This is a genomic window from Flavobacteriales bacterium, assembly GCA_020635855.1.
In the GTDB taxonomy this organism is placed as follows: Bacteria; Bacteroidota; Bacteroidia; order JACJYZ01; family JACJYZ01; genus JACJYZ01.
Window position 1 is genome coordinate 1969733 of record JACJYZ010000002.1, and the last position, 24575, is coordinate 1994307.

19 protein-coding genes are annotated in these 24575 nt (G+C 52.3%); 12 read left to right on the forward strand and 7 right to left on the reverse strand.

Annotation, left to right across the window (positions count from 1 at the left end; translation table 11 throughout):
• The first annotated feature begins 6 nt into the window (after positions 1 to 6).
• The 4 genes from H6585_08170 to H6585_08185 all read left to right on the forward strand — a co-directional run bounded on the left by H6585_08170 (position 7) and on the right by H6585_08185 (position 3486).
• Positions 7 to 489, forward strand: coding sequence for a hypothetical protein (locus tag H6585_08170; GenBank protein MCB9448304.1), 483 nt, complete (start codon positions 7 to 9; stop codon positions 487 to 489).
• A 115-nt stretch (positions 490 to 604) separates the two neighbouring features.
• Positions 605 to 2410, forward strand: coding sequence for a chloride channel protein (locus H6585_08175; GenBank protein MCB9448305.1), 1806 nt, complete (start codon positions 605 to 607; stop codon positions 2408 to 2410).
• 53 nt (positions 2411 to 2463) lie between these two features.
• Positions 2464 to 2964, forward strand: a complete 501-nt coding sequence (locus H6585_08180; GenBank protein MCB9448306.1) for a J domain-containing protein — start codon at positions 2464 to 2466, stop codon at positions 2962 to 2964.
• Positions 2965 to 3066: 102 nt separating this feature from the next.
• Entirely contained in the window at positions 3067 to 3486 is a 420-nt protein-coding gene (locus H6585_08185) for a nucleoside-diphosphate kinase (protein ID MCB9448307.1), read from the forward strand.
• Between the two features lie 55 nt (positions 3487 to 3541).
• On the opposite strand, the gene H6585_08190 is transcribed toward H6585_08185, so the two are convergent.
• Both H6585_08190 and H6585_08195 read right to left on the reverse strand, forming a co-directional pair.
• Positions 3542 to 3832 (reverse strand): DUF721 domain-containing protein, encoded by a 291-nt coding sequence (locus tag H6585_08190; GenBank protein ID MCB9448308.1) that lies wholly within the window; start codon positions 3830 to 3832, stop codon positions 3542 to 3544.
• Positions 3816 to 4979: a DNA replication/repair protein RecF gene (locus H6585_08195; protein ID MCB9448309.1), complete on the reverse strand. Its 1164-nt coding sequence runs from the start codon at positions 4977 to 4979 to the stop codon at positions 3816 to 3818. The genes H6585_08190 and H6585_08195 overlap by 17 nt, the downstream gene beginning before the upstream one ends.
• Positions 4980 to 5165: 186 nt before the next feature.
• Between H6585_08195 and H6585_08200 the strand changes: the two genes are divergently transcribed.
• The 3 genes from H6585_08200 (at position 5166) to H6585_08210 (ending at position 6890) form a co-directional block, all read left to right on the forward strand.
• Positions 5166 to 5843, forward strand: coding sequence for a tetratricopeptide repeat protein (locus tag H6585_08200; GenBank protein MCB9448310.1), 678 nt, complete (start codon positions 5166 to 5168; stop codon positions 5841 to 5843).
• 8 nt (positions 5844 to 5851) lie between these two features.
• On the forward strand, positions 5852 to 6322 hold the full coding sequence (locus H6585_08205; protein ID MCB9448311.1) for a 6,7-dimethyl-8-ribityllumazine synthase: 471 nt from the start codon (positions 5852 to 5854) through the stop codon (positions 6320 to 6322).
• 61 nt (positions 6323 to 6383) lie between these two features.
• Complete coding sequence (locus tag H6585_08210; protein ID MCB9448312.1) at positions 6384 to 6890, forward strand: phosphoribosyltransferase; 507 nt, start codon at positions 6384 to 6386, stop codon at positions 6888 to 6890.
• A 4-nt stretch (positions 6891 to 6894) separates the two neighbouring features.
• Here H6585_08210 and H6585_08215 read toward each other — a convergent pair whose 3' ends face one another.
• The 5 genes from H6585_08215 to H6585_08235 all read right to left on the reverse strand — a co-directional run bounded on the left by H6585_08215 (position 6895) and on the right by H6585_08235 (position 13199).
• Positions 6895 to 9060, reverse strand: a complete 2166-nt coding sequence (locus tag H6585_08215; GenBank protein ID MCB9448313.1) for an HDIG domain-containing protein — start codon at positions 9058 to 9060, stop codon at positions 6895 to 6897.
• Between the two features lie 169 nt (positions 9061 to 9229).
• Positions 9230 to 9982 carry a hypothetical protein gene (locus tag H6585_08220; GenBank protein ID MCB9448314.1) on the reverse strand — a complete coding sequence of 251 codons (753 nt, stop codon included), beginning with the start codon at positions 9980 to 9982 and terminating at the stop codon, positions 9230 to 9232.
• Between the two features lie 50 nt (positions 9983 to 10032).
• Complete coding sequence (locus tag H6585_08225) at positions 10033 to 11889, reverse strand: LTA synthase family protein (GenBank protein MCB9448315.1); 1857 nt, start codon at positions 11887 to 11889, stop codon at positions 10033 to 10035.
• Positions 11890 to 11962: 73 nt separating this feature from the next.
• On the reverse strand, positions 11963 to 12772 hold the full coding sequence (locus tag H6585_08230) for a hypothetical protein (protein MCB9448316.1): 810 nt from the start codon (positions 12770 to 12772) through the stop codon (positions 11963 to 11965).
• A gap of 37 nt (positions 12773 to 12809) precedes the next feature.
• Positions 12810 to 13199, reverse strand: coding sequence for a hypothetical protein (locus H6585_08235; GenBank protein ID MCB9448317.1), 390 nt, complete (start codon positions 13197 to 13199; stop codon positions 12810 to 12812).
• 285 nt (positions 13200 to 13484) lie between these two features.
• On the opposite strand from H6585_08235, the gene H6585_08240 reads away from it, so the two are divergent.
• The 5 genes from H6585_08240 to H6585_08260 are packed head-to-tail and all read left to right on the forward strand — an operon-like array spanning position 13485 to position 24393.
• Positions 13485 to 14984 carry a toll/interleukin-1 receptor domain-containing protein gene (locus H6585_08240; protein ID MCB9448318.1) on the forward strand — a complete coding sequence of 500 codons (1500 nt, stop codon included), beginning with the start codon at positions 13485 to 13487 and terminating at the stop codon, positions 14982 to 14984.
• Positions 14981 to 18058, forward strand: coding sequence for an AAA family ATPase (locus H6585_08245; protein ID MCB9448319.1), 3078 nt, complete (start codon positions 14981 to 14983; stop codon positions 18056 to 18058). Before H6585_08240 ends, H6585_08245 begins: the two co-directional genes overlap by 4 nt.
• The gene (locus tag H6585_08250) at positions 18030 to 20543 is read left to right on the forward strand and encodes a TonB-dependent receptor (GenBank protein ID MCB9448320.1); all 2514 of its coding nucleotides are present in this window, start codon (positions 18030 to 18032) and stop codon (positions 20541 to 20543) included. Before H6585_08245 ends, H6585_08250 begins: the two co-directional genes overlap by 29 nt.
• A 3-nt stretch (positions 20544 to 20546) precedes the next feature.
• On the forward strand, positions 20547 to 23444 hold the full coding sequence (locus H6585_08255; GenBank protein MCB9448321.1) for an MFS transporter: 2898 nt from the start codon (positions 20547 to 20549) through the stop codon (positions 23442 to 23444).
• A gap of 1 nt (position 23445) precedes the next feature.
• Positions 23446 to 24393, forward strand: a complete 948-nt coding sequence (locus H6585_08260) for a DUF4231 domain-containing protein (protein MCB9448322.1) — start codon at positions 23446 to 23448, stop codon at positions 24391 to 24393.
• The last annotated feature ends 182 nt before the right edge of the window (positions 24394 to 24575 follow it).

A 24575-nucleotide genomic window follows, 5' to 3' on the forward strand; every position in this document is an offset into this window, starting at 1 on the left:
CCCGGCATGAAAACACGACTCTTGATCCTGCTTCTTATTTCTTCCTCCTCTTGTCTTTTTGCTCAGGAATTCCCCAAAGGCGTGTTCAACGGCGAACATCATGTGGCATTGGGACTCCAGTTCGGTGAGGAAGAATCCAAAAAGATCACCAACGAAAGTGAGACCTATACCGATGCAAAAAAATACACAGAGGAAGACCTGAAGGCAATCGGCATTGAACCTGCATTCACCTATATCAAGGCGCCGGTTGGCGGAGGCAGCCTTCCCAGCATGCTCAAAAAAGGAGATGCCCGCTGCATCCTGTTGTTCATCTTTGTGGAACACCCCAAGAAAGGTGGAGCACAGGAAGAGTTCAAAGGCCGACTTGAACTTCGCGAGGTGGATGAGAACGGCCGCCAGTCAGGAAAAAACCTGTTGTTCACGATTGGTGACGGCACCACCAACCTCCCGACACTTATCTCCGAATTACAGCAACACATCGCGGAATAATGCCAACAGGCAGAACACGTCGGCTATTTCAGGCCGCCGGTTGTTCAACCTTTCCGGTGGAATGTTGTAGCTTTGCACCGGCTTCCCGGATGCTGTCAAGGGAAGCCGAGTTGATATGGCAGAGGAACCAGTAGAATCAATAGCCCGTAAAAAATCACTCCTGACCCGATTCCTGATCTGGAGGGTCAGGCACATCAAGCAAAGAAACTTCATCATTCTGCTGAGTGTGGTGGTGGGGTTCGCCACGGGTTTGTCCGCCGTTTTCATTAAAAACACGGTTTATGTGATCCGCAACCTGCTAACCAGCGGCTTTACCGGGCACTACCAGAACTACCTGTACTTCGCTTACCCGCTGATCGGTCTGTTGCTAACCGTTACTTTCATCAAGTACGTATTACGCAAACCGATCGGACACGGCATTCCGAACACCCTCTACTCCATCTCAAAGAACAACAGCATTCTACCCAGTCATACCCTGTTCTCGTCGATGATCACGAGTGCTTTCACTGTGGGATTCGGGGGAAGCGTCGGACTGGAAGGACCGTCGGTATCCACCGGTGCTTCCATCGGTTCCAACCTGGGCAGGGTCTTACACCTGAATTACAAAAGCATTTCATTGCTGATTGGCTGTGGTGTGGCAGGTGCCATGTCCAGCATCTTCAACTGTCCCATTGCCGCCATCGTATTCGCCATTGAGGTCATCATGCTCGACCTCACCATGTCTTCCCTGATTCCACTGCTGATTTCTTCGGCATCAGCCGCCCTCACATCCATGCTACTGATGGAGTCGGAAGTCATTTTCCACTATGAATTCCGCACCATCTTCACACCCAAGGTGGCTCCTTTCTACATCATACTGGGTTTGTTAACAGGGTTGCTGTCGGTCTACTTCAGTAAGGTCTTCTGGTGGATCGAAGAACGCTTCGAATCCAACACCAAGTATTACAAAAAAGCCCTGATTGGCGGGTTGATACTCGGACTGCTCATCTTTTTCTTCCCTCCGTTGTATGGTGAAGGCTATAATGTGGTAAACGACCTGTTCACGGGTAACTACCAAAACCTGTTCAGCGATAGCCTGTTTTACGAGTTTCACAACAACATTTACATTGTGATCCTGTTCATGCTGGCCGTGCTGTTCCTGAAGGTCATCGCGTCCTCGGTTACCTTCGGGGGTGGAGGCGTCGGAGGGATATTCGCCCCTGCCCTGTTCATGGGCGCATTGGGCGGGTTCATCTTCTCCACCTCTGTGAACAATCTTACCTACTTTCACCTTGAAACCAGCAACTTCATCCTGGTGGGCATGGCCGGGCTCATTGCAGGTGTGCTGCAGGCACCGTTGACCGCCATCTTTATGATCGCGGAGATCACCGGTGGGTACGGGCTCTTCCTGCCGCTGATGGTAACCTCATCCATATCCTATGTAACCGTCAAGACCTTCATTCCGCACTCGGTTTACAACATGCAACTGGCGAAACGTGGCGAACTGATCACGCACCACAAAGACAAGGCGGTATTGAATAGGCTGCAGGTAGACCAGGTGATAGAAAACGATTTTGAGTCCATCCACCCCAAGCAAACACTGGGTGAACTGGTGAAAGTGGTGGCCCGATCACACCGCAACATCTTCCCCGTGGTAAACAAAGCGGGTGAAATGGTGGGTGTAGTGCTCTTGAATGATATACGGGAAATCATGTTCCAGCCCGAGAAGTATGACAAAATCACCGTGGAAACCCTCATGGACATGCCGCCGGCCTACATCAAAAAAGAAGACTCCATGGAGAAAGTGGCCAACACCTTTGCAGACACAGGTGCATGGAACCTGCCGGTGATCAGCAAAGAGGGCAAGTACTTGGGCTTCATTTCCAGGTCGAAACTTTTCTCTGCTTACCGCAGACAATTGGTGGAATTCTCGGAGGATTAGTATTTTGTGTTCTGTCCCTGAACCTCTGCCGGTTCATTTCGTAAGATCAGTACATGCGCATTGATTATTATAAACTGCTTGGGGTAGGCCGGAATGCAAGCGACCAGGAGATCAAACGGGCTTACCGTCGGATCGCCATGGAGATTCATCCCGACATCAACCCTTCACCGGAAGCAAACGCCCTGTTTTCCCAAATCAACCTTGCTTACGAAACATTGATTGATGCGGATAAACGCTTCAACTACGACTACCTGATCAAGTACGGTCGCAAGCCGGGAACCAACCCCAGGCCGGCCCAGGCACCCCGCACAACCGCACCACCACCTCCGTTTAACATGCACTATGCCGATGGTCCGGCACGCACCCAAAGCATGGCTGCACGAAACCCCACGGTGGTAAAAAGCTTTTTCATCACCATCATCTTCCTGGGATTCCTTTTCATCACACTTCCTGTTCGTTCCGTGCTCACCGGAACGTGGGATCCGGTGTTCATCGTGGTGGCCTTTCCGGGCTTTCTGCTGATCCGTGATGCATGGAACCAGCTGTGGCAGTGAAGCCGCTTTACTTATACATAACATACTCTTTTCCCATATTCCGGTTCTGGCAATACTTAGTTTTGTTAACTTCGCAGCCTATTACATAAAAATCATTTGAAGATGGCTGGAAACAAAACATTTACCATGATCAAACCGGATGCGGTAGAAGCCGGGCACACCGGTGCCATTCTGGATAAGATCATCAAAAGCGGCTTCCGTCTGGTAGCCATGAAATACCTGAAACTTTCAAAAGAGCGCGCGGGCGCATTTTATGAAGTTCACAAGGAAAGGCCGTTCTACGGGGAGTTGGTGGACTACATGTCATCCGGCCCGATCGTTGCTGCCATCCTGGAAAAAGACAATGCCGTGGAAGATTTCCGCAAACTGATCGGCGCGACCAATCCCGCTGAAGCAGCAGAGGGTACCATTCGCAAACTGTATGCGACTTCCATCAGTGCGAATGCGATCCATGGATCAGACAGCGATGCCAATGCCGAAATTGAAGGCAACTTTTTCTTCGGTGCGGATGAGCGGTTCTGAACCTTGTCAGAAATAAATACGTGAATGACGGGCAGGGGTAACCTGCCTGTTTTTTTTAGAAAAGCACCATTTCGGTGATAACGTCCTCACCGGCGGCCTCATTCAGCTTTTTCACCAGAGCAGATTTCACATAACCCAGCTCCGACCGAACCACCGATGAATCGAGTTTAACGAAGAGTTTACCGTCACGCACGGACAACGACTCGGTGTGCGTTGCGATGGTTTTCCCCACTATGCCTTCCCAGGCGTCTTTGAGACGCTGTGTTGCCAGTCCTTTTTCAAGACCATAGGTTTGCAGGAGTTCACGGATGACCTCTGCCACCGACTGTTCATTGCTTTTCTTCAAGGGGCTGTTCTTTTTCGGTGATCACGCCTCCGGATTTCACATGGTAGTGGCGGGCCGGCACATCCAGGCCCCGGAGAATGGCAGGCAGTCGCGCCGTATGCGCATCGGTGATGAACACTTGTCCGAAGTCACTGCCGGTTACAAGGCTCATCAACTGTGACACCCGGTTCTCATCCAACTTATCAAACACATCATCAATCATGAGGATGGGTTTCACTTCCTTGCGTGTTCTCATGAAAGCATACTGGGCCAGTTTCAGCGCAATCAGAAATGTCTTCTGTTGTCCCTGGGAACCGATCCGCTTGACCGGGTGCTCACCCAACTTGAACAGCAGGTCATCTTTATGCACACCCTTGGATGTATATTGAAGCGCAAGATCACGGGGTAAACTGTCACGAAACAGGTTCGCCGGCTGGTCATCATGGAGGTGCGACTGAAACTCAACCGACACCTGTTCCCTGCCTCCTGCCAACCGTTCATAGTACGACTGAAAGACCGGTACCAATCCCTGCAGAAATTCCTGCCTTTTGGCATATACATGCAACGCCGGCTTTTCCATTTGCAGGTTGAGGATATCAAGGGTATCGCTCTGGCGTTTACCTTCGATGGCCATGTGCTTGAGCAGGGCATTCCGTTGCGACAACAAACGGTTGTAGGCCATCAGGTTTTCGAGGTATTCCCTGTCGTACTGTGCAATCACACTATCCATGAACCTGCGCCGGTCTTCACTAACGCCGGTCACAAGGTCCATATCATAAGGCGAGATCATCACCACGGGTAGCAAGCCGATGTGTTCGGCCAGACGCTCGTAGTCTTTCTGGTTGCGCTTGACCTGCTTCCGGGTGCCTTTCTTAAATCCGCAGTAGATATTCTCATCATGCCCATCGAGTCGGAAGCTTCCCTGTACCACAAAAAAAGGTGCGCCGTGGCGGATGTTCATGCTGTCGGCAGACTGAAAAGCACTCTTAGCGAAACTCATATAATGGATGGCATCCAGTACATTGGTCTTGCCTTCACCATTGTGTCCCAGCAAACAATGGATCCCCTCCCCGAAGGTCAGGTTGAGGTCCTCGTAGTTCTTGAAATTAAGCAGGGAAAGGTTTTGCAGGTACAGCGACATGGTGTAAAGATACAAAAGCCACCGCATCCGTTCTTCATGCACGAAGCTGATTTGTCATCCCCCACACAACCAATCGCTTATACCCTTTTGAATGTCTTTAATATTAACATTTACATCCCCTACCCTGTATAGGGACCGCAGTAGACTATGCGGAAATGCCGAAAAAGATTATTTTTGCACTTTCTCAAAACAAAAGGACCCAAGGACAACCCCATGGCCACACAAACCGAAGAGAACGTATTAGACCTGCCGGAGACCCTCACGAAGACCGAGGCGTATATCGAAGAGAACAAGAACAGCCTGAGCATCGTGGTAGGTGCAATCGTTGTAATCATTGCAGCCTATCTGTATTATGCCAAGGTATATATTCCAGGACAGGAAGCAGAAGCCGAAAGCAAGATGTTCACGGCAGAGTACTATTTCAAACAGGACTCACTCATGCTGGCCATCAACGGCAATGGCATGGAACCGGGCTTCAAGCAAATTGCTGACGACTATGGCATGACTGCCAGCGGAAACCTGGCTGAATACTACCAGGGTATCAGCTACCTGCGCCTGGGCCAGTTCCAGGAAGCCATCGACCACCTCGGCAACTTTGATTCAGACGATGCCATGCTGGGCCCGATCGCAATCGGCGCCATCGGTGATGCATACATGGAACTGAACCAAACCGACAAAGCACTTTCCTATTATCAGGATGCAGCCGATAAAGACGACAATCATTTCACGGCTCCCATTTACCTGAAAAAAGCGGCCACCGCCCAGGAAATGCTTGGGAAATATGCTGATGCGGCCAAAACCTACAAACGCATCCAAAAAGAATTCCCCGATTCACGCGAGGCGCAAGGAATTGAAAAGTACATCGCCCGGGCGGAAGGCCTGGTAAAATAACCCGATACATGGCCACACAGGAACACAAGCCCGCTGCTTTTAACGCCGTCCCATCCGGTGGGGGTTTGCGCTTCGGGATTGTGGTATCCGCCTGGAACAACCAGGTTACCGAAGCCCTTTATGAAGGTGCAAGGGACACCCTCTTGGCCGCCGGTGTTGCCAACCACGACATTGTAAGAATAGACGTTCCGGGCAGCTTTGAGCTTCCCCTTGCCGCTCTGCGCCTGGCAAAAGGGCAACATACCGATGGCATCATTTGCCTGGGATGCATCGTCAAGGGAGAAACCCCGCACAACGAATTCATTGCACAGGCTGTTGCCAATGGTATCATGAGGTTGAACCTGGATCTAGACCTGCCTGTGGTATTCGGGGTACTCACCCCCAACACCCAGGAACAAGCACTCGCCCGTGCAGGAGGCAATATGGGTAATAAAGGTTCAGAAGCCGCAGCAACCGCCCTTCTGATGGCACGCAGATGATTTCACCGGTGAACACCTGCCGAACCCATTCTATTTTTTATTTTTGAGGAAAGGACTCCGTATGCCGAAAAGCAAAACCAAAATTCTAGACGGATCCCGCATTCAGCAAAAGATCAACCGCATGGCCTTCCAGATCTACGAAGACAATGTGGATGAAAAGGAAGTGCTGATTGCAGGCATCCGGAAAAATGGATACTTGCTGGCAGAACGTATTGCGGAAGCCCTCAAGAAAGTGTCACCACTGAAAGTGAAACTGATTGAAGTGGAACTCGACAAACACAACCCGATCAAATACGAGATCGAACTCCCACTGGAAGAAAATGAGTTGAAAGACAAGGTGGTGATCCTGGTGGATGACGTATTGAATTCTGGCAAGACCCTGATCTATGGCGCCCGCCGCTTTTTGCGTCAACCCCTGAAGAAACTCAGAACCGTTGTGCTGGTCAACCGCGCACATACACGGTATCCCATCCATGCCGATTTCGAAGGCATGTCGCTTTCCTCCACCCTGCAAGAACATGTGGAGGTGGTTCTTGACAAGAACAAGGAAGCGGTTTACCTGCTATAATTTCTTACGATTTTTCTTCTGCAACTTTCCCGGTCGGAGTGGTTCCCGCCTGAACAGCCCTTACACCCGGATAGGCCACACGTACGTGGTAGATGCTCAACAAACGCTTGATGATGATCTTTTGGGTGGTGCTGATGTCTTTCAACGTGATGTTGGCGTTTGAGAACTGACCGGTGCTTACCTGCCGGCCAATGATACCTTCCACCATTTTGGAAATACTTTCCTTGTCGGGTTTCCGTAAGCTACGCGATGCAGCCTCACAGGCATCCGCCATCATCAGCACAGAGGTTTCCCTTGAGAAGGGCTTGGGGCCAGGATATTGGAACATGGTTTCATCAAACTTCTCCCCCGGATGCTTGTCGGCATACCTGCGCAGGAAAAACTCGGTGCGTGTGGTTCCGTGGTGGGTGCGGATGAAATCGATCACCTTCTCCGGTAACTTTTGCTTGCGCGCCATTTCAATGCCTTTGATCACGTGATGAATGATGATGCGGGCACTTTCCTCTTCCGGGAGGTCATCATGCGGATTGATACCGGATCCCTGGTTCTCAATAAAAAAGCCTGAAGCTTCCATCTTGCCAATGTCATGATACAAAGCTCCGGTCCTGACCAGCAACGCATCTCCCCCGATGGCATGAATGGCTTCTTCCGCCAGGTTGGCCACCTGTAGCGAATGCTGAAAGGTACCCGGCGTTTCAGTGGCCAGTCTTCGCAGCAACGGGCTGTTCAGATCCGCCAGCTCCATCAGAGTGACATCGGATACAAGACCGAAAATCTTCTCAAAGATGTAGATCATGGGGTATACCAGCAGGATGGATGACGCACTGATGGCAAACCATTTGAATTTGTTCGGATTCACCGTAATGGCAGCACCCTCCTGGATCACAAGAATGCCGAGGTAGGTCACCGAATACCCCAGAAAAATAACCAGCGCAGACACGAACAGTTGGGAACGGTTGCGCATGTTGGTCAGGCTGTAGATGGCCGCATTGCCCGCTACGAACTGGAGGAACACAAATTCAAATCCATTGGCGGAAATGATACTGCTGATCAGCACCGCGGTCAGGTGGGTGAACAATGCCAGACGTGTGTCAAAAAATGCGCGGATGACCACGGGAAGGAAACAGAACGGAACCAGGTAGATGTTCTGCCCGGCCTTCACCACCAGGGTGGCACCGGTCACGGTCATCGCCAGCAGCAACAAGATGAAAGTAAGCTGTACATGATCCACAATGATATCCCTCCGGAAAATCAGCAGGAAAAACCCGAGTATCAGCATAGACAAGGCCACCAGTATGATTTGCCCGGCCAGAATGTAGTAGTAGTTTACTTCGCTTCCCAACTGGGCTTCATATTCATGCTTGAGGGATTGCAACACCCCCAGCTTGTCGTCATCCACCGGCGCTCCTCTTTCGATGATCGGATCTCCCTCCTTCACCATATCGCGGCTCAGGGATATGTTGTCGAGTTGCTTGCGAAGCACCGACTCGGTTTTCCCCGCGTCATAAATCACGTTGGGGCGTACGGCGTTTTCAAGCAATCCCTGCAGGAAAGACCGCCCCAAGGGTGACTCATCCGCAAGCGCCCCTGCTACATAAGCGGGGATCTTCCGGAGCATCATCAGGCTTCCCACATCCGTGGCTTCGGCGATGTTGTTGCGAATCAGGAATACCTCAAAATCATCCGGCTTTCCTTCCAGATGCTCATCCAGTTGGATAAGGCCTACACTGTATATGTCGGTGAGAATTTTCACCGCCTTTGACTTCAGGTGTTCCTGTTCGGCCAACTTCGCTTTCGGGTCGGTTGGCAAAGCCAGGGTGTCCGCTCCTTTTGCACCGCGGTACTCTTCCCATCGGGCTTCAAAAGACGTCAACAGGTCGGCCGGAACCTGTTGAGGAATGTCTGTGTCGACGTTATAATACAGCGGACTCTGTTCTTTGATAAGGGCCTTTTCCTTGTCAAGATCCTCCTGTGATTTCAGGATAGGGAATGAGAATGGCGCCGTCAGGTCTTCATATGGCCAGGGCTTTCCCCGAAGGTTGTTCAGGTCATACTTGAATTTCCCTTCCCTGGGAAACTGGAAGATGATCACCGCAATGGTGGCCACGAACAACAAAGCCTTGAAGAGGATCGCGTGCCTGTCCCGGATGTAAGTGGAAAGCTTAGACATACGCCGCGAAATTAGTGAATTCCATTTCGTTTGCCACTTCTGATACCTGATCGCCGGAACCGACCGTATGCCAAGGGATCAGCATGGGCTGATCCTCGATGGTACACATTGAGACAAAAAAAGGAGAAGGGTGCATGCCCCTTCTCCTTAACTTTTATAACCTGTCTGTTCAGTACGATTTCCGGTTGATCTGTTCTCCGTTCATGTACTCTTCTTCCCGGATCAGCTTGCCCACAGGGTTGTAGTAAAGCCACTTTCCGTGCTTGGCATCGGCTACATACATGCCGCTCACCTTGGGGTAACCGTTGCTGTACCAGGCCTGATAGGCGCCGTGTTTTTTGCCGCCGTGGTAGTTCTCCTGCAGCACAAGTTTATCTTTTTCATAGTTTTCACGCTTTTCAAGCACACCGTCGCTGGTGTAGTATGACCAGATTCCGTCGCGGAGCCCCTCTGCGAAATTGCTTTCCAGTTTTACGTTTCCATTGGCATACCAGTACACGTGCTTGTTCTGGGGCAAACCACTCTTGAACTCCATCTCATAGGATGTATTTCCGTTTTCATACCAGGCCACGGTTTTCTCCACATCCCCGTTGCGCATGATCTCCATTTTGCGACCGCCATCCTGGTAATATTCCATCAATACGTGGTAGGGCTTGCCTTCCTTGAATACGCCCTCAAACCATTTTTCGCCGTTTTCATACCAAAGCTGGTAAGAGCCGTGCATGTGTCCTTTTTCGTAATGGGCCACGGACCATACATCCCCGGCATAGTAAAAACTTGAGTCAACTCCGGTATAACCGTTGACAGCGGTTGAATCCTTCTTGGATTTGGTTCCTTGCGCTGCCTGGGCAGATGCACTTGAGACCAAACCTATTAACAACATCGACAAACAAACACTGAGGTAGATACGAGTCCTGCACATAGCTTTCTGGGTTAGAGGGGTTCTTACTTAGGTAAAGTACCAACTGGGTTTTAATATTCCAAATATTCTTTAAACACAGACTGCATGTAGGCCTTGCCTTCCCGGGTGACCCGAACACTGTCGGACGGCTCCATGTTGGCTTCAAAACATTGCCTTGTTACATGCTGAAAGCTGAAGTTCCCATCCGGCCGGATCCATCCGAAGCCCTCGGTAAAGGCATTGAATGCAAACTCCTGGGTGGATGGGTTCAATGCGTTTTTGCTCCAGTGATAGGCTGAATGATCAATGTTCATTTGAGCCAGCAGCGTGGCAGCCAGGTCTACCTGGGAAACGATCCTGTCCACCTTCATTCCGCGGTAAGGCTTCTTAATCACCTCGCCGTAGAACATCATGGGAATTTTATGGTAGCCGATGCTGTAGAAAGGCCGCATGCGTTGCGAGCGATGACTGTGATCGGCAACAAGAATAAACAAGGTATTGGGATACCACTTCTCTTTACGAACGGCTTCAAAATAGGCCCGGATCTGGTTATCGGTATAGCGGGCCGAGTTCAGGTACATGCGTTCTTCACCTCCCCATTGTATAGGCAATGGGTTCATGGGCATATCAAACGGCGCATGTGTACTAAGCGTGAACATAACAGAGAGCAGGGGTTCTTCTACGTAGTTTAACTCATTTAGTTGCCTTTTGAACAAATATTCATCATGAACCCCCAGTCGCCCCTGGGGAATATCACCGTCAAAGTCTGCCCCTTCAATGATCTTATCGAAGTCGCCGTTGTAGATAAACCCCTTGATGTTCCCATAAATCAGTTGCCCGCCGAACAGGAATGAGGTATGATAGCCCTCCTTTTTTAGTGTTTTGCTGATCATGGGCAACTTGGGGAACTTATCCGGCTGTCCCACAATGGTGGTGATCGATTGCCCGGGGAAGCCGCTGAAAATAGCGGCCATGCCTTCATGAGACCGGGTGCCGGTGGCGTAGGTATTGGTGAATAAGACGCCCTGTGCGGCCAGTTCTCCGAAAGCAGAAGTTATTCCGGTATCTCCGCCAGTTTCGGGAATCAGGTCTGCCGACCAGCTTTCGAGGATGATCATGACAATGTTCGGGCGCGTTGTGGTGAGGATATGGGGAAAGGTATCCTGCGGCACCTCATACAAACCGTGAACAATCTGTTGTGCCTCGGAATCGGGCATGTAAATGAACGGATTGTGGTCGAGGTTCTTGTAATTCTCCGTGATGCTGTGAATGAGGTTCCACGATGAGTTCACGGCAGCCTGGTTCAATACGTTGTGATGGGAAAAATAGGATGCGCTCTGGTTGATGGGAATGGGCTTCCATCCACCCCGCATTCCCAGGAACAGTGGCACCGGTAACAGCAGCAGGAATACAAGTCCGCCCAAAACCGACCTTCCGGAGGTTTTGCTCTTACCCACTACGGTTTTCCTGTACAACCATCGTGCGAACACCATCTGAAGCAGCACCAGTAAAAGAACCATCACGGTCATACCCCACCCCGCCGTATTCATCACCTCTCCGGGGTGTTCGAGGTATTCAATGGCTTTGTAGTTGATCTTCGTGCCCCATTCATCGTACAATCCGAGTTCGGACGCCGTAATCACCGAAACAAGAAACACAAGGAACAGGTGATAAATGCGCACCATGTAACGCAAAGGATTCCATCCGGAGACGGTTTGAGCCGACACCAGCAACCAGGGCAGGATCAGCATATAGCATACAACCGACAGGTCAAGCCGCTTGTCGTGCCAGAATACCCCCAGTATCTCACCCCATTCCAGGTTGCTGATCTCGGCATGGTTGTACACCAGGAAGATCAGCCTTCCGAACATGAAGAAAAGAAACCAGAAGATCGCCTGGCGCAATATGTACACCCAGGGGAACTTCATCAATACCACAAAAGTAATGGAATTACCACACGGAGATACCGTGTGTCAAAACAAGATCTGCACGTGATTTCAACTATTTGAGTCTGGTCCGCAGCGACTTCACATCCACCACCGGGTCGGTCTTAACCGCTTCCTTATAACCCACCTCTATCGCCTTGCTTTTCCAGGCCATTTCCCGACCTTCCTTGAAAGGCTCTATGTACCTGATCGGGAACCCGGCTTTGAGAAAAGTCAGTGCCACCAACTCCACTTTTTGTCTGCTTACCTCACTGCCATAGAAAATGGCGTTGGTTTCATACGAGGCTGTTTCTTCCGGAACCTCCTTTTCATTCACGATATATCCGAGTGATGTCAATTCCTTGGACACGCGATCACGCTCTCCTGACCTCTTGTAATACCGAACAATCACGCTGTCCCTGACCACCTTCGTAAACTTCGGGTCCCGGCCTTTTAAAGAGATGGTGTTGGGTGTGGTCACCTTGGGAACCGTTGGATCCGAGGTATGGTCTGTGCTTGTTGTGGTTGGTTCCGCTTCTGCGATGGTACTGTCCTGCAATGATTCTGCAAGTTTGGTCTGTTCAATGGCAGCTGTAACGCTTCGCTTGATGTCTTCCGGACTGGCGGTTTGCACTTCTTTTTCATCCCACCCTTCATCAAGCAGTTTTTGCTGGGCCAGCTGGGTGTATTCGGTCTGAGCACTGTCTGCCACGGCCTCCACGTGCGTTAGTTTGGCCTTGTAATTCTGGTAGCCGGCGTATACTCCGAAAAGCAGGACTACCGTCAAAGCGATGGGCACGATCAGGGCACCGACCATCCTGCGACGGGATTTCTTTTCCTTCTTTTCGTAGGATTCGACCATTCGTGTGAACTCTTCGTGTTCCATCAGATATTGTTTCTGTTGTTTAACGACATGAATATGATCAACCCAACGCGATCTTCTTGGTTTTCTCCCACACCACCCCCAGGATCTGATCCAGCTGTTCCTGGATCTGCTCATCACCGGGTGTTCTGGAAATCCGATCCTGCAACATGGTCAGTTGAGACTTGAACAGGCGGAAGATCCGGATGCTGTCCATCTTGTCCCTCACCTCTTTGATTGGAAACGCGCTGAAACTGGAAAGCAGTCCGGAAATGACCGACATGATCTCCTTCAGGTACGGGCCTTCGTCGAAGATCCCCACGAGCTGCACAACGGTGAGCATGGCTCCGCCGGCAACAAAAAGGATGATCGCGTAGTAGATGCGCGTGGAAATACCTTTTTCCTGGATCTTTACGATCGCATCAATATTGGTAATTGCATTTTCAACCATACCCGTATGATGAGACGAAATTAGAAGATTGGATGGAATTTCAAAAACCTGGGCTCGCCGGACAAAGACAATCCTCTTGTTAACTGGTCAACAGACGAATTCCCGTATGATAAAAGAGGCATTGACACTCTTCCGATCCCTTCCAAAACAATGAAACCCGAACCTATCTTCCCATTCAGGTTGATGGTTCGTCTGCTTTTTCTATTTTTACCCCATGATGTTCTCCTGCGTCCCCGTCCGGGAGAAAATGAGGTGAAGCATTCTTGATTTCATGCATACCTAAATATGGGATTCGACAAAGACATCCTGATCAGTTACGCGCACATTGATGACGCGCCGCTGGTGGAGGGTGAAAAAGGTTGGGTAACCGAATTCCACCGTTCCCTGGAAATACGGTTGGCTCAACTCCTGGGCAAAAAGCCCCGTATCTGGCGTGATCCGAAGCTGAATGGCAATGATCATTTTGCGGATGAGATCATGGAGCAGCTGGAGCAAATCGCCCTGCTGGTATCCATCCTGTCGCCCCGTTATGTGAAGTCCGACTGGTGTGTACGTGAGGTCAATACTTTTTATGAGGCGAGCCAACGCAACCTCGGAGATCGGATCAACAACAAGTCGCGCCTTTTCAAGGTAATCAAAACACCGGTTAACCGGCAGGAACACCCCGCTCCCCTCAGGGACCAGCTGGGCTATGAATTCTATCGTGTAGATCCCGACACGGGCCGTGCCAGGGAGTTCAGCAAGATTTTCGGCATCGACAATGAACAAGCGTTCTGGCAACGACTTGATGACCTCGCACACGACATCAGCGAAGCACTTGGTATTCTTCAGCAGACACAGAGTCGTGTGGAAGCCCCGGATAAAAACACAGAAGTCATTTACCTGGCCGAAACCAGCCACGACCTGAAGGAACACCGGGAATCCATCCTGCGTGAACTAAAAGCGCACGGCCATCGTGTTTTGCCCGACCGCAACCTGCCCCTGGTGGGTTCTGAGTACGAACAGGCCGTACGCGAACAGATGACGCAATGCAGCCTCTCCATCCACCTGGTCGGGGAAAGTTATGGCCTTGTACCCGATGGCAGCAACAAATCCCTGCCTGAACTTCAGCATGACATCTCGGTGGATCTCTGCCACAGGCATAAATTGCAACGTATCGTGTGGATTACACCCGGTACTGAAGGCAATGATGAAAGGCAACTGACATTTCTTCGCAACCTGCGGAACGAGTCACGTGACCTTTACGCAGCAGACCTCCTGGAGACATCCATCGAAGAGGTGAAGCTGGCGATTCACGACAAGCTGACAAGGATCAGCAAACCCCAACCAACCGATCAACAGCAGGCACCTGCGACGTCTACCACCGGACACAGCATTTTTGTCATCTGTGATCAACGCGACGCCGGTAGTGAGGGACTCAAAAAACTGGAAGACTACCTGTTTGCCAAAGGCATGGATGTGGTGTTGCCGGTATTTGAAGGTGAAGAAAGTGAGATACGGCTCGATTACCAGGAAAACCTCGTGGCATGTTCTGCCGCCATCATCTTTCTTGGCGAGGCCAACGAATTGTGGCTGCGGTCTAAAATGCGTGATTTCCTGAAGGTGGCCGGATATGGCAGGCAGGAACCGCTTCATCACAAAGCGATTTATGTGGCCGGGCCGTCTACGGACATGAAAACCCGCATCCGCTCACATGATCCCGTGGTGATAGATGCCATGAATCAATTTCCACAGGATGCACTCGATCAATTCCTCAAAACCATCAGTTCACCCGTTCAGGCATGACACCCCAACCGCAATCCAACCTTGATGTATTCGGTAACCTTCCGGTACTGCCAAAAGGTGGAAACCCGTTTCCCGGTTTGCGCTCTTTTGAGGAAGATGAAGACTACCTTTTCTTCGGAAGGGAAAAACAGATTGATGAGCTGCTGAGAAAACTCCGCATGACCCGCTTCATTGCCGTGGTGGGTGTTTCAGGGAGCGGTAAATCCTCCCTGGTTAAGTGCGGCCTTATTCCCTCCCTGTACAGCGGCTATATGGCACTGGCAGGATCCAACTGGAAAAAGTGTGTGTTCCGCCCCGGCGATGACCCCATCGGCAACCTGGCCAAGGTACTCGCCGAACCGGGGGTGATTTATGATGATGATGAACTTCGCCCGACGTATGAGTCCATCATTGAAACCACACTCAGAAGAAGCAACCGGGGGTTATCGGAGGTGGTCCGGCAATCCGAACTCAACCCCAAAGAAAACCTCCTCATTGTTGTTGACCAGTTCGAAGAACTCTTCCGGTTCAGCCGCTTTGAAAAAAGAACATCGGCCGACAAACGCGACTCGCTCTCTTTTGTTGAGCTGCTCCTGAATGCCAGCCAGCAAGCCAGTCCATCCATTTATATCGTACTCACCATGCGGTCGGATTTCCTGGGCGAGTGTACCAGCTTCACCGGACTCACGGAAGCCGTAAACCAGGGACAATACCTCGTACCCCGCATGACACGCGAAGAACGCAAGCATGCCATCACCGGTCCCATTGCGGTGGGCGGCGCAGACATCACGCCCCGCCTGCTCACCCAGTTGCTGAATGACGTAGGCGACAACCCCGACCAATTGCCCATCCTGCAGCATGCCCTCATGCGCACCTGGGACTACTGGCAGCAACATCATCCCGATCAACCGATTGACATACCGGATTACCAGGCCATCGGCACCATGCGGCAAGCCCTGTCACAACATGCCGAAGAAGCATACAACGACCTGAAAACCGACCGGGAACGCGACATCTGTGAGCATCTCTTCAAGGCGCTTACCGACAAGGGAGATGAAAGACAAGGCACCCGCCGTCCTACCAAGATGAAGGAGCTTAGCTCCATCACACAATCGGAAGCGGACGAGGTGGCCACGGTGATCAACGTATTCCGGGACGGCAACCGTTCCTTCCTGATGCCGCCCTCCGGCGTGTCCCTTGAACCGGAATCCATCATTGACATTTCCCACGAGAGCCTGATGCGGATATGGGGACGCCTGATCCGTTGGGTGGACGAGGAAAACCAGTCGGCCGATATCTACAACAGGCTCGCGGAAGCAGCATCCCTTTACCAGGATCGTAAGTCGGGTTTGTGGCGAAACCCTGAACTGCAGTTCGCCCTCCAATGGTATGACGAACACAAGCCCAACAGCGCATGGGCAAAAAGATACGACCCCAGTTTCGAACGCGCAGTGGGCTTCCTCATGGAAAGCAAAAGACAGGAAGAGTTCGAGGTTCAGCAGAAGGAAAAGCAGGAAAGGCAAAAGATCCGGCGCATGCGAACATTTACGGCTTTCCTTGGAACAGCCGCCCTTGTTTCCATCATGCTGTTCATCTACGCCGCCCTGAAACAGGCACAGGCCGAGGAAAACGCTCAGGTAGCACGCGCCAATGCACTGGAGGCGGAAAAGCAAACCAAGATCGCCAAGCGCCAGAAAAAAGTAGCCGACTACGAGAAGCAGCAGGCGGTGCTGCACAGTCAGGAAGCAGAAACCCAGCGACAACGCGCCTCAGAACAGGAAACCCTGGCAAAGTCCAATGCCGCGCTGGCCGATCAACGCGCCAAGGATGCGTTCGTAGCCCAGAAGATAGCAGAGCAGCAGGAAGATGTGGCCAAGATCAAAACACGCGATGCCATGATCAGCCGGGCCGCTGCAAAAAAATCGGAATCCAAAGCCGACAGCCTGCGTGTACTGGCCCTGAGCCGCACACTTGCTTTCGAATCGCAGCGGCAGTATGCCGCCGGGAATACAGAACAGGCATCCCTGCTCGCACGGCAGGCCTATCTCTTCAACCGGCAAAAGGATGGTCCCGAACTCGATCCGGACATCTTCAATGCTTTGAGCAAGGCGGCCGACGACCGTGAAGAATTCTCCGGACATAGCAGCGGGGTACGCGCCGTGGCTGCCATTCCCGGCGCCGACCTGTTTGCATCCGCCGGCGATGACATGACCTTGCGCATTTGGGACAGCACAAAGCCCAAAGAAAAAGCACAAGTGATCCAGACGGCCGGCGCCGGCAATTTCCGTTCACTTGCCTCGAGCGCCACCGGAAAATACCTGGCGGCAGGAGACCTCACAGGCGCCGTAACCATCATCGAACGTTCTTCAGGCAACCATGCTTCCACCTACCCCAACGTATGTTCCAGTAGTGTCAACGCGGTTGTATTCAGACATGGAGAGACGGATCTGGTTGCAGGAGGCGCCGACGGACGCATCGTTCAGGTATCCCCACAAAACGGTGGCATGAAGGAAGTGGCAACCACCGGAAGCCGCATCAATGCGATGGCCATCGACGGATCGGATGTCCTCGCCGTGGCATGCGAAGACCGGACCATCCGCCTGTTCGGCAAAAACTTCCAACCGATCGCTTCGGTCACCTGTCCTTCCAAAGTAAAATCGGTCGCATTTGATCAACGGGGCCGTCAACTGGCTGCAGGCTTGTATTCCGGCATGATCGTAGTGGTGAACATGAATCAACCCAATAGAATCGCCGACCAGTGGGTCGGACACCTGTCGTCCGTGAACGGCGTGGCATTCACAGACGATGGAAAACGCCTCGCATCCGCCGGCTCCGACCAAACCATCCGGTTGTGGGACATGAGCTCCAAAGAGTCTATCACGCTGAAAGGCCATGACAGCTGGATATGGGGCCTTCAGTTCACCGGCAAGGGTACCGCACTCATCTCATGCAGCGAAGACAAAACCCTCCGGAAATGGATCGTGGATCCCGACCTGCTTGCCGATCGCATTTGTAAGCGGGTTACGCGAAACCTGACACCCGATGAATGGAACAAATACATTTCCAATGTACCGTATCAGTCGACATGCAAGTAGCACCCGACGCATGGCAGCGTGCCTGTTCACAGGCCTTGCCCTGACCTCGGCTTCCTCTGCCCAGAATTGCGATTCACAAACATTGCAGGAAGCACAGGACCAATACAAGCTGGGTCAGTTCGACGATGTGACCGGAACCTTGACAGGTTGCCTGGATCATTTCAAAACCGACGACGAAAAATTCACCGCATACCAGGTGCTGGCACGCACATACATCGCAATGGATGATCTCCAGCAGGCGCGCAAACAGATCGAGGGTTTGCTCCGCATCCAACCCGATTACATACCGAATCGCACCTCCGAAACAGAAACGTTCGCCAACCTGGTGGACGATTACAAGCAATCGATGGAAGATCACATAGCCGACGTGCTGGTCACCACGGCCAACAAACGTTCGCAATTGTCATCGGATGCACCCGCCACCATCTATGTGCGTACCCGCGAGCAAATTGTCAATCGCGGCTACACCACCCTGCTGGACCTGCTCGAAGACATTCCCGAAGTGGAGGTGCAGCGCAACAGCATATCTGAATTTAAAAATACGGTGACCCTGCGTGGCATCGCCGGAAGCGAGAAATTCATCATCATGCAGAACGGGGTACGCATCACCCCCCCCACCGGTGACCCTTACAGCATGGGTGCCCAGTTCTCCCTCGCCAATGCCAAACGGGTGGAGATCATCCTCGGGCCGGCTTCCGCACTCTATGGAGCCGATGCGTTCTCCGGTATCATCAACATCATCACCAACGATGCAAGGGACACCAAAGGCGGCACGGTTAATACCAGTTACGGACAATATGCCACCGGTGATCACAGCATTGTGCTGGGCAGCCACACGCGTGACCTCGGGTTCACCGTAACAGCCCAGGTCACCCACAGCCAGGAACCCGACTACTACAACATCTACCCTGAAAGTTTCTCGTGGTACAACGATCATTACAAGCCCGACGGAACGGTGGACATCAATGGCAATCCGGAGGCAACACCCGTTTCGTTCGACCGAAGCTTTGAAATGCCTACACGCTCCTATTACCTGGATGCCAAGGCCAATTTCGGCGACTTTGAGATCGGGGCGCTGGCCATGCACGAACGCCACAGTTCGTCCGTAAGTGTTGATCCCCGGTATTCGCTGTACACCAAAGATGCCTTCATCGCCACCCAGTTGCAAAGCGGATACGCGCGCCATGTACATACGGGTAAGGACGACCGCTGGTCATTGCAGAGCTACATCTCTTTCTGCAACACGCGCATGGATCCGGAAAGCAATTTCATCAACCGCTTCACCGGGTACGAACAGGGATATAAGTATCAGGCCAGCCAATCGCAGAAGATCGAAGAACAGTGGGATTACGAGCTGACGCGTAACGCATCCGTTATCGCCGGTTTCTCCATCGAAGATCATTCGGTGCTTCCCAAAACCGCCGACCTCCCGCGCGCCTTCAACCCAAAAGTGCCTGCCGCATATCAGCAGATCCCATACATCAACACCGATACCACCGACTACCTGGGTAACTCGCTGGTGATCTACCAGGATTTCTATTACCTGCACTACCAGAACTACGGCACATTCGCACAGTTGTACAACAAATGGAAGTGGGTGGAATTAACCGTGGGCGGCAGGTTCGATTACAACACACGGTTCAAAAGTGTGTTCAACCCGCGCATGGGGCTTGTAGTGAAACCCAAAGACAACCTGAAACTGAAATTGCTCTACGGCCAGTCGTTCCTTGCCCCGTCGCCATGGAAAGCCTATTCCACGTATGGCTCTTTCCAGCCGGTGTCCGATTCACTGGGGCAGATCACCGGGTTGGAATCGCCGTTTTTCCACATACCCAACCCGGACCTGAAACCGGAAAAACTGCAATCGCTGGAAGGCGGCGTGGCGTTTTACAAGGGCAAGAACTTCTCCGCTTTTGCCGATGTTTACTACAACACCATCTCCAACCTCATCAACATCCAATCCGCATCCACCCAAACATCGTTCCGCGGGGTATCGGTTACCTATGCCGAAACCGCCAACAACGAGGGCGTGGCCAATACCTATGGCGCAACATTCAGCGGGAACTACTTCCTCAACCTGGGCGAACACCGGTTCAACCTGTACGGAAGCTACAGCTATTCCAACGGAAAGATCGACGGTGAACCGCTTGTACTGAGCGCCATGCATACCGGGAAGGCTGGGATCGATTGGACCCTGGGCAAATGGTCGGCTTCGCTGCGTACCCTGCACCGTTCCGCTTCCAATTCGGTGCTGACCAAAACGTCGGGCGATTATTATACGAGTCCGGCCTACACCATCTACAACCTGAATGCAAGATATGCGCTGGCATCGCAAAAACATTACGAGCTGCAGCTGACGCTGGGCATCCGTAACCTGACCAATGTAAAATACTACAACGCGGCTGCCGGACAAGATTCTTTCACCATCACGCCCCAGGATCCGATCAGGGTTTGCCTGGGCGCCAACCTGCAATTCAAACCCTGACGCATGAAGGCCAGGCTGCTTCAATGGGCGAACATCAGACCGGGTGAGTGGAAACCCATCCTGGCCATGATGACCCTTTCTTTCCTGATGGGGATGGCGCTGGCATTCTACTTCACGGCTTCCATTTCCGTGTTCATGGACTACGAAGGGAGCACCATGCTGCCCTACGCCTACCTGATATCCGGAGCGGTAGGGTTTGCCATGTGGATGATCGATTCCTTCGTAAGCAGGCACATGCGGTTCACCACCCGTGTGTTCCTTGGAATGTCGTTCCTGCTGTGCATGGTTGCCGCACTCACCTACCTGAAACTGGACGACGGACGACGCTGGGTACCGATGGCCCTCCTGGTGGGTGTAACGCCGGTGATGTTCATCTGCAACATCATGTTCTGGGGGATGGCTCAAAAGCTGTTCAACATCAGCCAGGCCAAGCGGCTCTTCGGCATGATAGGCAGCGGGGAAGTGGTCTCCTCCATCCTCGGCTTTATGGCCATTCCGGCGCTGGCGCCCGCGATCGGCAGTACAGGACTGCTGGTGATCGCTTTCGGAGCGCTGTTGCTCGGACTTGTTTTGATGGCAGGCGTATTCCGCATGCTGGCCGGCGCATTCAAACCGGAGGAAAACGAACCTTCCGATGTTTCCGTGCAGGCGCTGAAGGTACCGGGAGAACAGGCACGTTATTTCCGGCGTGTGCTTGCCTTTTCCATCCTACCCATTTTCGTTTTCTATTTTGTGGATTACCTGTTTCTCGATCTTACCAGCATCCAGTTTCACGGCGAAACCGACCTGGCCACCTTCATGGGCTACTTCCTCGGAGCGGTGTCAACAGTAGAGTTGCTACTGAAAGCGGCGGTATTCAGCAAGGTCGCCAAGCACTATGGCATTCGCGTGGTGTTGCTGGTTATTCCCTCCGTATTGATCCTGGCCACCCTGCTGACCATCGCAACGGAAGCAATCACCTCCCAGATCTACCTTCTGTTTTGTGTCATCGCATTCACCAAACTGCTGGAGCGCTCGCTGAACAGCGGCCTTCAGGGTCCGGGCATGCAGATCATCTACCAGGCGGTTCCTGCCACCGACCGCTCGGCGTTTCAAAGCAAGGTGGATGGCATTTCAGGTGCCTTCGGCAACATCCTCGCCGGCACCGGTATCCTGCTTTTCCTGAAGGCGGAAACATCCGGGTTCCAGTTACACACCCTCGTGCTTTTGTCGGTACTTTGCTGTTGGGCATTCCTCGTCTCCCCGCTGTACAAAGCCTACCGCAAACGACTGGCGCTGACCCTGCAGGCGCCGGATCACGGAGAATCCCGGAACGAGGCCCTATCGGGCAGGGAATTGCTGCAACGGTGGATCTCATCCGGCAACAACACGCAGCGAACAAAGGCACGAAAGTGGATCCACCTGATGCAAAAAACAAACCGCGTCACGGGCAAAACGCCCGCCAGCATCCAAATGTTCTTCGAGGAATTGCCTCTGAGTACCGGACGTGCCGGGTTGAGAGAATCCACCCAGACCATGATCGGTCAAATGCCTCATTTCAGTTCTTCGCAACTCAGCACCCTGCTTGCCTCTTCCCTGCCCACCGATAACCTGATGACCGGCATCCGGTCGATGGGCGATGAGGGCATCCGCATCCTGGAATTCCATCGTTCCCAATCAACCGACCTTCATACCAAGCGAAGAATCATCGGCATCTATGCCGGCCTTGACACACCGCCGGCCCGGGAGGCCCTGGTGCATGCGTTGCGCGACAGCGACAGGGAAACCATGTTACTCGCAGGAAAAGCACTTTTCACACGGGAATTTGATGCTGACAAGGAACACCGGCCTGCCATCCGGCAGAAAATCAGCGAAACCGCCTATACCTGCACATGGCTGATGGCTTCCATGGATGACCTGAAGGATGCACGAAGGAACAAAGCTTTGATGAGCAGCCTGCAGACCGAACTGGAAGAGCAGGTGGATATGCTCTTCATGCTGTGCGGTTTTCTGTATGGCCAGGCCACGATCAACCTGATCCGCAACAACCTGCATCCCGAGAACAACCTGGAAAGCAAAGTATATGCATTGGAAGTGGTCGACAACCTGTTTGATGCCGATATCAAAGAGATCACCTATCCCCTGTTTGAAGACCTGATCACACCCGGCTTCAGCCATCATGCCCGACAGGTGTTTCCACAGCAACAGCTCTCTGTGGTTAACCGCGCCATCCACATCCTGTACGGCAACCAGGCGCATGTTACCCGGTGGACGCAGGTAAATGCCCTGCTGATGCTGGACAAACTGGTGCTCCCTGACGATGCGCGCCGTGAGATCATCGGCTGCATCTTTCACCGGCATCCGCTGATCTACGAAACAGCATTCGCTTTGTTGATGAAGCGGGATCCGGATGAAGTATTGCCGGTCCTGAACCGACTTCCCGCCGACAAACTGGAAAGACTGAAAGGGATGTATACCGGAGATCCCGGTTTCATAACCACCTACGAGCGGGTGCTGCTGCTACAACAATTTCCCTTTCTGAATCCGATGCCGCCACACCGGTTGGTGGATATCGCTGAAAACCTTGTCGGCAAACCAACCACCCCGCACAAGAAGATCGCTACCAACTCCACCTGTATCATTCTACCGAAAGGAGCATGGACGCTGGAATCCGTAGAAGGCGAACATGTGGTCACCTCCGGACCTGCTTTCCTGCTTGACGATATCCTGTCATGGTGGCCCGAATCCGATTCGGTTTCCACCATCTGGAGATCTGTTTCCTCTGCGGAACACGAACGGTACCTTTCGATGGGACGGCAGCAATTCATGACTTACCTGGCTGAAGATCCCCTCGTGACCGGCGCACTCCTTAACCAAATGGCAGCCCAGCATTACCCATCATCCTCCATTAGTCCATACTGACATGAGCGACACATCCACACAAAAAAAAGACCACGCACTTGAATTCGCCTGGGTACAATACCGGACATTCGCAGGCACGGCGCGCGACATCAAAAGCACCATCGACAAGTGGCGCAAACGCGTGTTCATCTTTACCCTTGCCGGTGCTCTTTTTGCCGTGCTGGGACAAAATGCAAGTACGTTCGGTCTTGAACCCGTATCGCGTGCCCTTTCCGCACTGAGCGGACTCTTACTTAGTTTGGCAGCCTATGCAGGAGCACAGGTACTGACAGACGAAAGGGAGAAAACCTGGATTCGTACCCGGGCAGCAGCGGAATCATTTAAGTCGGAGGCTTACCTCTACCTGTTCAAAGCAGGTCCGTATGCGGGAGGAAATGCAAGGGAAACGCTTTTCACTCGGGTGGAAGAATTGCTGAATACCACCTCTGACATCCAAACCATTCCAGCTGATGCCGATGCAACGAAAGATATGCCGGAAGGATTGACCTTCGAAGGTTACATTGAAAAAAGGTGCACAGGGCAGGTGAACGGGTATTACCTGCCTAAAGCCAAATCGTACGATCTAATCAACAAACGGGCAAAGAACCTCAGCTTCGCCATGGGATTTGTAAGCATCGTGCTCGGCAGCGCCGGGGCCTTCAGCATGGAAGAATACACAACGGTGTGGGTGGCATTCATCGCTTCACTCACCGCTTCGGTTGCCGCATACGTCAGTGCAAACCGCTATCAATACCTGGTGGTGTCCTATCAATCCACCGCCAAGAAACTGCTCATGCTTACAGCCAGGTTCTCCCGGTATGAACAACCTACAGGTGAACAACAAGGAACCTTCGTTGCCGAATGCGAATCACTGCTTTCACTTGAAAACGGCGCCTGGCTGGCAGAGCTCTCACAACCCAAGACAACGTCGGAGCGTTTGCCTGAACCTGAAGTTGAACAGGTGGGGTGAAGGTTGCTCCCGTTGGTCGCGTAAGTGGGCTGCGCCGTAAATGGCTCCCGTTGGTCGCGTAAATGGTCAGTTGCTCCCTCCGGTCGCGTACATATCGCCGGGTACCATTCACTATTGACCACTGACCACTGACCACTGACCATTGACCACTGACCATTGCCTATTGACCACTGACCATTGAC